Here is a 12361-nt window from a genome sequence, read left to right as displayed (position 1 = left end):
GCGAAGCGTAAACCTTCGTCCATCGCTACTGGGTTGATTAGCTCAACAACAAACTTCAAGTTGTCGCCTGGCATTACCATTTCAACACCTTCAGGAAGCTCTACAGCACCAGTGATATCCGTTGTACGGAAGTAAAACTGTGGACGGTAGCCTTTGAAGAATGGAGTATGACGGCCACCTTCATCTTTGCTTAAGATGTAAACTTCTGATTCGAACTTAGTATGAGGTAAGATTGAACCTGGAGCACATAATACTTGACCACGTTCAACGTCTTCACGTTTAAGACCACGTAATAAAATACCACAGTTCTCGCCAGCACGACCTTCGTCAAGAAGCTTACGGAACATTTCAACACCAGTACAAGTAGATTTTTGTGTATCACGGATACCAACGATTTCTACTTCTTCACCAACTTTGATGATACCAGACTCAACACGACCTGTTACAACAGTACCACGGCCTGAGATAGAGAATACATCTTCGATAGGCATGATGAATGCACCGTCGATTGCACGCTCTGGCTCTGGAATATAAGTATCTAACTGGTGAGCTAGTTCAACGATTTTTTCTACCCATTTTTCTTCACCGTTCAATGCACCAAGTGCTGAACCTTGAATTACTGGTAAATCATCACCTGGGAAGTCATATTCGCTAAGAAGTTCACGAACTTCCATTTCTACTAGTTCTAATAATTCTTCGTCATCTACCATGTCACATTTGTTCATGAATACGATGATGTAAGGAACACCAACTTGACGAGATAATAAGATGTGCTCACGTGTTTGTGGCATAGGACCATCTGTAGCAGCAACTACTAAGATAGCTCCATCCATTTGTGCAGCACCAGTGATCATGTTTTTGATGTAATCAGCATGGCCTGGGCAATCTACGTGTGCGTAGTGACGTACTTCAGTATCATATTCGATGTGAGAAGTATTGATAGTAATACCACGTTCACGCTCTTCAGGAGCATTATCGATTTGGGCAAAATCTGAAGCTTCAGTGCCATTTATTTTAGCCAATACCGCAGAGATAGCGGCTGTTAAAGTTGTTTTACCGTGATCTACGTGACCGATAGTACCAACGTTAACATGTGGTTTGGTACGTTCAAATTTTTCTTTAGCCATTATAAAATACCTCTGGGTATGTAATTATTTACTGTTTAAGTTTTCGGTTTAATTTGAGATAAGAATAGAATAATCTAGGAATGGTGCTGATAGGCAGATTCGAACTGCCGACCTCACCCTTACCAAGGGTGCGCTCTACCAACTGAGCCATATCAGCATACATATACAAAGATTGGAGCGGGTGGCGGGAATCGAACCCGCTTCATCAGCTTGGAAGGCTGAGGTAATAGCCAGTATACGACACCCGCTTACTCTATTCAGATTATCTCTGTTTTTTGACTTACCCTTATGTTGCATAACATGCGCAATAAGTATAAATCGAAATATGGTGGAGGGAGGTGGATTCGAACCACCGAAGGCTGAGCCGTCAGATTTACAGTCTGATCCCTTTGGCCACTCGGGAACCCCTCCACATTGAGCCGATACCTTATATAAGGTACCTTACCAAAACATAGTTTCAATAAGTATTAATGGTGCCGACTGCCGGAATCGAACTGGCGACCTACTGATTACAAGTCAGTTGCTCTACCAACTGAGCTAAGTCGGCACTACATTAAGTGGTGCGAATTCTAGTGTAATGTTTTGCCCCTTGCAATAGCTAAATTGAAATATATTGCACTTTTTTCATCTTTATTGTGTGTTTGATGTTTTTTTATTCAAGGAGTGGTGATTTTACCTCCTTGTCTGCATTTAATCGCTAGGTAAAACAAAAAATCCGACACAATATACCAAGGTCGGATTTTTTATTTAATTGTACTTATACCCGTTACCATTCAAAGTGCTCGATTTCAGTGGGAATTTAAATGACTTTAGACAAGGAGAAGAACGTAAACATAGCCAGTCTATATTTTTGTTCTTTAACGCCGCTTAAAGTCATTTAAAACCCATCGCAGAAGCGCTTGAGCAACCTCACTTCATCGTTACATCAATTTGAAATGACGCTACATGGATGTAGCCTATTAGAGAATGCAGGAGCATATTCTCCTGAATAACCATGGCTACATTGATACGCCTTGAATTGAAATTGCTCAAGCACTCTGAAACATGCATATTGGATGATAACGGGTATATATAGTAAGCCAAACGATTGATGATTAGTGCTAGTACTTTATGTACTACTCTATATAGTATTTTTTTCTTTAAAACTCACCATTCTATATTAATGCGACAAAGAAGAAGCGGGCATAGATCCTAGATTCCCTGCTGACATTTGTGGCATTATTGGTGTTTGTTGCCCAAGCTGAGCTTTTGCAGCCGTTGCGGTTACGGCGCCAACCGGTTTATTTCGTGCTCGCACCATAGTTGCAGGGATAACTCGCCCTTTTATTTTCGGCTGTGGTGCAAAATTAGCTGATGACTTACCTAACAAGCGAGTATGAATACACGTTCTGATTTCTTCTAAAGTATAATTCGCTTTTACTTTAATACGAAGATGTGGAATTGATGCCGCTTCCAAACTACCACTAACAAACCAGTCTTTTTTAATTTTATAACCTCGACCTTGCGTATCGACCAAATCAATAGCCCCCAGTAATTTCATACTGCTGCGGTCACAAATGACAAAATCTAAATATTTTGTTTTAGCACTCTTTGCTGCCGTTTGGCTGGCACGACTTGAAACACCATTACGAATGGTCACCACGTCACTCAATCTGACACGGTTTAGTACCCTATATTTTGCTCCTAATGCCTGTTCTACTAGGTTTTGAAAGTTTTTCTCTGCAGGTGTGAAAATGGCTTTTTTACTATCAAAAGGAAAAGGAAAGCTATTATCGTTTAAACGACTAGCTAACACAGCAACAATGACTACTAAAGTAATCAAGGCAAATAATATCAGTTCCATACACGACTCCTAAAATACCAATGGCACTCATTAATTAATCACCTTCAAAAGGTCTAATAGCCAAATTCTGCATTGTGCTCAATCGCAATAGTTAACTATTACTTAATCACACACCTTGAAGTTGATAATTTATTCTCGTTGAATGTTAATTAGCTAATGAATTTGAATGGTATGATTCAAATTCTTGACGCTTTTCCTCTTTTAAAAGGGTAAACGCACTACTTAATTATGATTAAGCAGAATGTGTGCCAAAAATTGATATCGGTTGTGACGTTTTCAGAGCGAAGGGTTTTGTGATAGGTAATTGCTTAGTTAAGAAGCTAGGTGCAGTACTAAATGACTGCACCTTTATATATACCCAAGCGACTTCAAGATGCTCGTTTCAGGACACCTGAGCGATTCATGATCAAGGCGCGTATTTTATTAATGGTTGTTCCCTTAATGAACTACGTAACGATGAATATGATTTGCTCAGATGTCCCCGTAGGGCTGGTTTAGAAACGCTTTATCCATCGTTATTGATTTCGACGATAGAATAACTATCCTCTTCAATCAATGCCTTGCCTAAAGGCGTTTCTAATTCCAGCTGAATCCTGCATCTTGAGGTGGCTTGGGTATAGTAAGGTAACCGAATAACTTAAGCTGGATATTTTTCTTCGAGTGCCTTATAAAGCTGCTGTTGAAAGTCTTCCGCGCCAGCATCTAGGCTAGTCACTAGTTTAGCCAGTACTTCATTGTCTTCTTCACCATGCCACTCTTTAATATAACTACCTTCTTTATAGCCATGATCTTGACGGAAAAAGTTGAGAGTATTTTTGCCAACATACTGTCTGAATAACTCATCTAGGTCCATATTCATTAACGACATACAATCTGCTAATGCTTTAGCATCGAAAGCTTTCTTTGTTACGGCAGCTGAGGCTAAATTTTCCAAGGCGACTTTAAAATCACTTTCTGCTGTGCCTTGATGTAATTCTTTAGCTAACTCACTGGATATTTTATCTGCGCTATCACCAGACATTAAACGTAAGCTTAAACCGAAGTGAAAAATATCGACTAATTCGAGTTGCACTTGAGCGATATCAATTTCTTGATGTTTCCACCACTTCCAACCATGATGATCTAACATCTCTGCACATTCCACCCAAATAGCACGATACCATTCATAACCATTTTCACGCCATGTATCACTAACACGACTGTTCATCGCATCTTGCATGATTAGCATTTGGCTAATTTGCTTCTCTGATATAGAAAGGGCTTTAGCAAGTGCGGTTGAAAGTTGTTCGCTCATGTTTTTCTCAAATATTAAATGTTAAGGGCTATTTTGCCGCAGCTTACCGCGAGTGACAAGTTTTTGCTGATTGTTTTGCTTAAAGAGTAAATTTATGGCTATTATATAAGCAAGGCTAATTAACTTTTCCGTCTTCCTTAATGTCGCAACGACAAATCGTGAACAGTTAAAAGCAAGGAGGGTATATGGAGTATATGGATTATTTAAGAAATAATAACTTACTCCTTAGCTCTGTTATTAATTTGATTGATGACTTAATTTTCTACAAAGATAAAAACTTCAAATATCTTGGCTGCAATAAGGCTTTTCTCAATTTTATCAACATATCAGCCGAGGATCTTATCGGCAAGGATGACTTTGAATTATTCGACCATGATTTAGCCAGCTCATTCAGGTACAACGATAAACTCATGTTAGCTGAAGGCAAGGTTAGAACAAATGAAGAATGGGTCACTTATCCCGACGGAGATAAGGTATACCTTTTAACAAAAAAAATTCCTTTTGTTTATGATGGCTCAAATACTGGCATTTTAGGTATAAGTAGAGATATCACCTCACTAGAAAAAGTAACACAACAGTTAAAAGCGCAGACCCTACATGATGAACTTACTAATATAAAAAACAGAAAGGCCTATAACCTTAAAATAAAATCATTTCTTGCTATCTTTGAGCGTTACCAAACCCCTTTCTCCATTATCAGTATCGACATTGATGATTTTAAAAAAATTAATGACAACCATGGTCATGACATTGGCGATAAAGTTTTACGTAAGTTTAGCGCCCTTATAGAAAGCCATATCCGAAAAACGGATCATTTTTTTAGAGTGGGTGGCGAAGAGTTTGTCATTTTATCAGAATCAAAATCAAAGCTGGATGCGATAAAATTAGCTGAAAAGTTACGACATACCGTAGCGTGCAACGCGCTCCTTCACGATATTAACATCACTATTAGTTTAGGTCTTTGTGAAGTGCGAAAAGGAGACTGCGCCAACTCTATTGCTAAGCGGGTTGATACTTTACTTTATCAAGCGAAATCAAGTGGCAAGAATTTAGTTACTCATAGTTCGGTAGAATAAAGCTATAAATAAGTGTCCGTACAATGCAAGCATAACTAATATTTTCTAAGCGTTAATAACCTCAACTCGGGTTAAGCAAAGTTACTCAACAAGCTATTTTTACGCCTATCTGCGTTGGAATTACTACCAATAGCCAGATATTGACTGCGCAAGTCCGCCTTTATAATACGCAAAACTATCAATGTTGAGCAGAGTCGATAGTTAGCTAATATCTCATTATGGCAACAGATTTATATAGCAACTGATTGATATAGTGATATTTATTGAAATAACTTAACATTCATTAACCCGAGTTGAGGTTAACTAAACAATTTCTTCCGTACCATGGCGCGATAGGCTTTGGGTGTTAAGTTTAAATCCTGCTTAAACAAACGCGTTAAATGCCCTTGGTCTTGATAACCCACTTGATCAGCAACTTCTTGAATAGTTAAATTACTCGAGGCCAATAATTCTTTTGCTGATTCTATGCGCAGTTGTTGCCAATATTGAGTTGCCCTAACCCCCGTTGCCGCTTTGAATCGGCGCGTAAATGAGCGTTGGCTCATGCCAAATTGCTCAACAATTTCAGTTAAGGTTAATTCGGTATTTAAATGGGTGCGTAGCCAAAATTGAATTTCGGCAATTAATTCATCGGCATGCCTATCACCTGCGCCTTCTAAAAAACGCTGTTCTTCATAAGGCTTGCGTATTTCATGAGAAAAATTTCGTTCAACATTTTGTGCTGCCGCTTTACCATAATGTTGCGCAATTAAATGCACAATAATATCGGCCAATGCATTTAAGCTAGCCGCGCAATAAATACGTTCAGATTGAGTAATAAAAAAATCGGGCTTTAAATCAACTTGCGGATAATCTCGTTTAAATTGTTCGACATAATGCCAATGTGTCGTCGCTGAATGGTTATCCAATAAACCCGATTCTGCCAAAAAGCATACGCCAGTACCAACGCCGATTAACGTACTACCATGTTGCCAGCAATGTTTCAGCCATGTCACTAGCTTTTGATGACTTTTAATTACTGGGCGAGGATTACGCCATAAACTCGGCACAATAATAATATCAGGAAGTATCACGCTAGTTGCTAATTCACCATCAAGAATGATATCGGCAACCAGGGTAATGCCCGCACGCGACTTTATTGCTACTGCTGATTCACTTAAAAGCTGAGTTTTCAGCTTTACTACTGTTTTATCATAGCGTCTTGCAAATGCCTCACCGGCAAGCAGCATTTCCACGGGTAAGGTGACTCCCGTAGCCAAAACATGTGGATAAATGACTAAGTTAACCGATAATTTTTTTGTTTTTAATCGTATATTTGCCATCTACTGCTCCTAACGGTAACTTTTGGCCATTATTACATATAATAAGGCCATTTTAACTTATTATATTTTTACAGACTCATTAGAATAGTTAATCTAAACGCATTATTACTATTTTGCATTTCCTCAAATTCTTTAAGTGGGTTATTACATGGCACGTTTACCTTTAATTATTGGCATGGGCGGTATTAATGCCGCTGGACGCACCTCTTTTCATCAAGGCTTCCGTCGTATCGTCATCGACAAATTAAATGCCCAAGCACGTCAAGAAACATTTGTTGGCTTAGCTAGCTTAATGAATATAGTCACCAATCAACAAGGCGCTTTAGTTGATGCCGATGGTAATACGGTTGAACCTGCAGAAATAGAAGCTAAATTTGGCCAACAAATTCTTGACGGTACCTTAATTCGTAAAATAGAGAAAAACCATTTTGATCCCGATGCGACGCATTGGCATCAAAAGATGAATATTAGTCCTACTGATAAATATATTACCTTTGAGTTACGCACGAAAGAGCTACCTAAACCTTTGCCAAGCTCATGGTTAGTGACTGATTTAGGTGAGGGTAGAGTTTCAGTTAAGATTCCTGAGCAATTAACCATTACCCATGATTCATATCGTGATAACCCTATTAAAGCCGCGGGACAGTTTCCAACCGGCTTTGACCCGGCAAAACTTTATAAGAGTCGTTATCAACCACGTGGCTTACAAGCAACTATATTCGCTGCTACCGATGCCATTCGCTCAACGGGCCTTGAATGGGATGCTATTTTAGACAAGATCAGCCCTGATGAAGTAGGTGCTTACTCGGCATCAATCGTCGGCCAGATGAATGATGAGGGCTTAGGCGGTTTAATTAAAAGTCGTTTAACCGGCTCTCGCGTCAGTACTAAGCAATTAGCTCTAGGGTTAAATACCATGTCTACCGATTTCATTAATGCCTATGTTATTGGTAATGTCGGTACCACGTTTACCAGCTCAGGTGCTTGTGCAACATTTTTATATAACTTACGCGCTGCAGTCCACGACATGGCCGCCGGCCGCACCCGCGTCGCCATTGTCGGTAGTAGTGAAGCGGCAATCACGCCAGAAGTGATTGAAGGCTTTGGCAATATGAGCGCGCTAGCCAACGAAGAAGGATTAAAGAGACTAGACGGTACCGACACCGCAGATCATCGTCGTACCAGTCGCCCATTTGGTAACAATTGTGGCTTTACTTTGGGTGAAGGCGCCCAGTTTGTCGTCTTAATGGATGATGCCCTGGCTATGGAAATGGGCGCAAAAGTACTTGCCTCCGTTGCCGATGTATTTATTAATGCTGACGGTTATAAAAAATCTATCACCGCACCAGGTCCTGGTAACTATATAACCATGGCAAAAGCTGTGGCACTAGCAGAGCAAGTCCTAGGTAAAGAAGCACTACAGCAGCGTAGTTTCATTCTGGCGCATGGTTCAAGCACTCCGCAAAATCGCGTTACAGAATCATTGATATACCATAAAGTCGCTGAATGTTTTAATATCGAAAATTGGCCGATAGCGGCACCCAAAGCTTATGTTGGTCATACCTTAGGGCCCGCGAGTGGCGATCAAATGGCAATGGCATTAGGTATTTTCAGCGATAATATTATGCCTGGCATTACCACCATTGATAAAGTTGCTGATGATGTCTATGACCAACATCTTAATATCGCCACCGATCACTGGCATTGCCATGATATGGACATCGCTTTTATCAACTCAAAAGGCTTTGGTGGTAATAACGCTACTGCAACAGTATTTTCGCCAAAAGTGAGCTTAGCCATGCTGGAAAAACGCTATGGCAGTGAAGCCATGCAAGCATATCAGCAAAAGCTAATTAGCGTTGAACAAGCACAACAAGTTTATCGTGATAACGCCAATAAGGGTCAATTCGATTTGATTTACAAGTTTGGTGAAGGCTTGCTTAATGAGGCCAATATTGAGCTAACACCTGAGAGTTTAAAATTCGCTGAATTTAAACACAGTATTGCCCTACCGACTAAAAACCCTTTTGATGATATGGTTTAGGCTTTAGCTTAATAACCTTAGCGATTAAGATGAAAACTTGCCAATCGGGTAAGTTTTCATCTGACTTTGTTGTTATGTTATTCTTAACTAAAACGTCTAATCTACCATCAGCCTGCCCTTAAAATTCAATTTTCTATGGGCACCAGCTCTCCGCTAAACGGAGCGATATGTTCAGCACTTAATACCCATTCACTACTCAATACATTTATCTGCTCGTCACTATTAATAACGGTTAATAATACTCTCGCGGATAATACTCCACGTTCAAGCAAGCTTTTCGCTAACATTCCATAAAAGAACATTCCCGAAAATACTGTATTAAATTTTGATAATCTCTACCAATCAGCATTATATTCGAAATAATTCTATACTAATAACATTATATTCTTACAACCCATTCAGTATCGAATAATTAATAGCCACGTCTCGCCAGACAGCATTACTGCTGCATTTATGTTAATAAAAAGTAATTTTGTCAATTCCCCTAAGACACACCTCACGTTTCTTGAATGATATAATTGTAGATAATATACAATATAACGTATATAAGTGTTATCAGATAATAATAACTAGTTACTTTATACAGCTAGAAACAAAACAACACGAATGGGGAATTCCATGTCCAAAATAATTAAAAGTGGTTTTAAATCACGAAAATCACTAGCAGCCATTGCTGTAGGGACAGCAATAATGCTGTCAATGCCAAGTGCTATGGCGGCAACCGATGGTAAAGGTACGTTAAAAGGTCATATTGAATCAGCACAAGGCCAAGACATGAGTAACGTAACAGTTACTATTAAACATGAGAGTAAAGGCATTGTAAGAACAGTAAATACCAAGGCAAATGGCAGCTTTTCTCTAAGAGGTTTACCCATTGGTAAATATACTGTAACGGTAACTAAAGAAGGTTTTGGTACCGTAAGTGAGCAACACGTAAATATCACTGTTGGGGGTTTAGTTTTTGATGCTACCTTAATTGAAGAAGGTTCAATTGAACGTATTGAAGTCAGCGGCGCTCGAATTAGTGTAGTCGATACATCCTCTACCCAAACGTCTCAAGTTATATCAATAGAACGTTTAAACTTATTACCTGTAGAGCTTAATTCTGCTGCAATTGCAATGTTAGCCCCAGGCGTTGTCGGTGGTGATAGTTCATTTGGTGGTGTCGCTATTGGTGGTTCATCCGTAGCAGAAAATGGTTACATGCTTAACGGCTTGAACATTACCGATGTACGTAAAGGTATGGGCGATATCGAATTACCTTGGGAGGCTATTCAACAAACTGAAATTATTACCGGTGGTGTATCTCCAGAATACGGTCGATTCATTGGTGGTGTTATTAACTTAGCATCTAAATCAGGTGATAACGATTGGCATTTTGGCGGTAAGGTAGAAGTTGACCCGGATGCTTTGCGTGAACCGTCTCCCTATTATAATAATGATTTGCAACTCATTAAAGATGACACAAACGTCTATGATGAAACTGAAGTAAATTTATGGGCTAGTGGTGCCATTATAGAAGATACATTATTCTTCTATGGTTTATATAACCCATACCGCTCAGACGGCACTGCTGATAGTGACACCAGTTACAATGAGTTTGAAGCGGAACGTGACATGTGGTTTACCAAGTTAGATTGGGAAATCAATGAAGATCACTCAATCAGTGCTATGGCATTTGATAATAGCACTACATATAAATCTAAAGCATGGCGTAAAACTGATGGTGAATATGATTCAAGTGATGAACCAGGTCTAAGTGAAGGCAAAGAAGGTGGTTTAGTTTGGAATGTTCAGTACACCGGTTACCTTACTGAAGATCTTTCTATGTCAGCAATGTATGGCTCAGTAACTAATGAAACAGGTGTTCCTTCAGGTACTCCTGAACTTTCAAGAGTTTGGGATAACCGAGACGGCTTCTGGACTCCCCTAGGTGATTGGGTTGGCTCTGGTGATAGCTCTACTAAAGATGTTCGCACAGTCTATCGTATAGATTTTGATTATACGATTGGTGACCATACTTTACGTTTTGGTTATGATCATGAAACTCTAGAAATTTCAGATTTCTATACGCCTCATGGTGAAGGTTGGTATACCTATCGAACGGCAGCTGAAGATGGCGCTGAAGGTTTGGACGTTTTAGCTGGCGAAGAATACGCAGATTTACGCGTTTGGGGTAAAGAGAGTGAAACTGAAAACCAATCAGATGCTATTTATATTACTGATACATGGCAAGTTTATGACGCATTATCTGTTAATTTGGGTGTACGTGTTAGTAACTTCAGCAATACCACAGGTTCAGGTGATAAGTATGTAGATTTAAAAAATCAAGTAGCACCTCGTCTTGGTTTCTCTTATGATCTTTTAGGTGATGGCGAAAGTAAATTATACGGTTCAATTGGTCGTTATTTCCAACCTGTTTCTCCTAATACCAACGTACGCATGGCCTCTGCTGCCTACGATAGCCATACATATAATATCTTAGAGGGTGTAAATCCAGATGGTACTCCTCAGTTGGGTAAGCAAATTGGTGCTACCGTTGTTGCAGATGGCACAGTTCCTGATGCAGACCAATTATTTAACAACCAAGCTGAATCAATGTATTCGGATGAAATTGTTTTAGGTTATGAGCAGCAGATTAATGAAGATTGGGCTGCTGGTATCCGTTTAGTTTCTCGTGAATTAAAACAATCTATCGAAGATATCTCGTTTAACTACGGCATGAATGCTTGGATTAAAGAGAACTATGCCGATGATCCAAACATGGAAGATTACTTGGTTGGCGGTTGGTTCCCAACACTAACTAACCCTGGTCGTGACGTAACTATGGATTATGATGTTGACGGCGATGGTATTAAAGAATCAGTAACTGTTGGCTCTGACATGTTAGGTTTCCCTAATGCTAAGCGTCAATATTATGCAGCAGAATTTAATTTCTCAGGTTATATTACTGAAGACTTCTTTATTGCTGGTTCATACACTTGGTCACATTCTTACGGTAATACCGAAGGTTTAGTTCGTTCAGATAATGGCCAGGCCGATCCCGGTTGGACAACCTCTTTTGATTACCCTGAGCTAATGGATAATGGTTACGGGAACTTACCTAACGATAGACGTCATAACATCAAATCTTACGGTATTTATTCGGTTACTGAAAACTTCAGTATTGGTTATAACTTCTGGGTTAAATCAGGTAAACCTAAAAGTGCCTTTGGTGTTCATCCTGAAGATCAAGGATACTGTCCAACGGCTATTGATATTGATGGTATATGTTACGGACGTGATTGGTATGGTGCAGCATCTTTTTATAATGATGGTGTAGCAACAAACCGTGGCTCTTTAGGTACTACTGAATGGGTTTATAATCTTGATTTAAACCTAACTTATACTGTTGATATGGATAACGCTGGTTTCTTAACGTTCAAAATGAATGTATTTAATGTCTTCAACTTTGATGGTGTAGAAGGTGTAGATGAGCAATCAGAGTTTGATAGCGGTACTAACAACCCTAAATTTGGTTATGCTAATGACTTCCAAAAACCACGTTATGTGAAACTATCGATGCGTTATGTTTTTTAATTAACAGTCGCGTTAATTGTTGAATAAAACCGCTCTTCTGAGCGGTTTTTTTTTGCTTTATATTTAAGGTTATATA

At 39.3% G+C, this 12361-nt stretch carries 8 protein-coding genes and 4 tRNA genes; 3 read left to right on the top strand and 9 right to left on the bottom strand.

Annotation, left to right across the window (positions count from 1 at the left end; translation table 11 throughout):
* The 7 genes from tuf to F580_RS0121360 all read right to left on the bottom strand — a co-directional run.
* Positions 1-1127: elongation factor Tu (gene tuf / locus F580_RS0121390; protein ID WP_019029811.1), on the bottom strand; the 1127-nt coding region annotated here is incomplete at its 3' end.
* A gap of 81 nt (positions 1128-1208) precedes the next feature.
* A tRNA-Thr gene (locus F580_RS0121385) sits at positions 1209-1284 on the bottom strand.
* 16 nt (positions 1285-1300) lie between these two features.
* Positions 1301-1375: transfer RNA gene (locus F580_RS0121380), tRNA-Gly, on the bottom strand.
* Between the two features lie 78 nt (positions 1376-1453).
* Positions 1454-1538, bottom strand: a tRNA-Tyr gene (locus F580_RS0121375).
* Positions 1539-1598: 60 nt separating this feature from the next.
* A tRNA-Thr gene (locus F580_RS0121370) sits at positions 1599-1674 on the bottom strand.
* 612 nt (positions 1675-2286) lie between these two features.
* Positions 2287-2970, bottom strand: coding sequence for a DUF2726 domain-containing protein (locus F580_RS0121365; RefSeq protein ID WP_019029810.1), 684 nt, complete (start codon positions 2968-2970; stop codon positions 2287-2289).
* Between the two features lie 637 nt (positions 2971-3607).
* Positions 3608-4264, bottom strand: a complete 657-nt coding sequence (locus F580_RS0121360) for a dUTP diphosphatase (protein WP_019029809.1) — start codon at positions 4262-4264, stop codon at positions 3608-3610.
* A 185-nt stretch (positions 4265-4449) separates the two neighbouring features.
* On the opposite strand from F580_RS0121360, the gene F580_RS0121355 reads away from it, so the two are divergent.
* Positions 4450-5340 carry a sensor domain-containing diguanylate cyclase gene (locus F580_RS0121355; protein WP_019029808.1) on the top strand — a complete coding sequence of 297 codons (891 nt, stop codon included), beginning with the start codon at positions 4450-4452 and terminating at the stop codon, positions 5338-5340.
* A gap of 299 nt (positions 5341-5639) precedes the next feature.
* Here the strand turns inward: F580_RS0121355 and F580_RS0121350 are convergent, their stop codons facing one another.
* On the bottom strand, positions 5640-6662 hold the full coding sequence (locus F580_RS0121350; RefSeq protein WP_019029807.1) for a GlxA family transcriptional regulator: 1023 nt from the start codon (positions 6660-6662) through the stop codon (positions 5640-5642).
* Positions 6663-6810: 148 nt separating this feature from the next.
* On the opposite strand from F580_RS0121350, the gene F580_RS0121345 reads away from it, so the two are divergent.
* Positions 6811-8706, top strand: coding sequence for a beta-ketoacyl synthase (locus tag F580_RS0121345; RefSeq protein ID WP_019029806.1), 1896 nt, complete (start codon positions 6811-6813; stop codon positions 8704-8706).
* Between the two features lie 125 nt (positions 8707-8831).
* Here F580_RS0121345 and F580_RS26510 read toward each other — a convergent pair whose 3' ends face one another.
* The gene (locus tag F580_RS26510) at positions 8832-9008 is read right to left on the bottom strand and encodes a hypothetical protein (RefSeq protein ID WP_157443207.1); all 177 of its coding nucleotides are present in this window, start codon (positions 9006-9008) and stop codon (positions 8832-8834) included.
* Positions 9009-9324: 316 nt separating this feature from the next.
* Between F580_RS26510 and F580_RS0121335 the strand changes: the two genes are divergently transcribed.
* Positions 9325-12285, top strand: coding sequence for a TonB-dependent receptor (locus F580_RS0121335; RefSeq protein WP_019029804.1), 2961 nt, complete (start codon positions 9325-9327; stop codon positions 12283-12285).
* Positions 12286-12361 lie beyond the last annotated feature (76 nt).

Origin of the sequence: Colwellia piezophila ATCC BAA-637 (assembly GCF_000378625.1) — a bacterium.
In the GTDB taxonomy this organism is placed as follows: Bacteria; Pseudomonadota; Gammaproteobacteria; order Enterobacterales; family Alteromonadaceae; genus Colwellia; species Colwellia piezophila.
Note: the sequence above shows the minus strand (reverse complement) of the source record. Positions and strands in the feature narration are given on the sequence as shown.

What these genes read in the sequence shown, in the direction of transcription:
- F580_RS0121345 (WP_019029806.1), top strand. Translation starts at nt 6,811, where the DNA reads ATGGCACGTTTACCTTTAATTATTGGCATGGGCGGTATTAATGCCGCT.
- F580_RS0121355 (WP_019029808.1), top strand. Translation starts at nt 4,450, where the DNA reads ATGGAGTATATGGATTATTTAAGAAATAATAACTTACTCCTTAGCTCT.
- F580_RS0121350 (WP_019029807.1), bottom strand. Translation starts at nt 6,662, where the DNA reads ATGGCAAATATACGATTAAAAACAAAAAAATTATCGGTTAACTTAGTC.
- F580_RS0121365 (WP_019029810.1), bottom strand. Translation starts at nt 2,970, where the DNA reads ATGGAACTGATATTATTTGCCTTGATTACTTTAGTAGTCATTGTTGCT.
- F580_RS0121335 (WP_019029804.1), top strand. Translation starts at nt 9,325, where the DNA reads ATGTCCAAAATAATTAAAAGTGGTTTTAAATCACGAAAATCACTAGCA.
- F580_RS0121360 (WP_019029809.1), bottom strand. Translation starts at nt 4,264, where the DNA reads ATGAGCGAACAACTTTCAACCGCACTTGCTAAAGCCCTTTCTATATCA.
- F580_RS26510 (WP_157443207.1), bottom strand. Translation starts at nt 9,008, where the DNA reads ATGTTCTTTTATGGAATGTTAGCGAAAAGCTTGCTTGAACGTGGAGTA.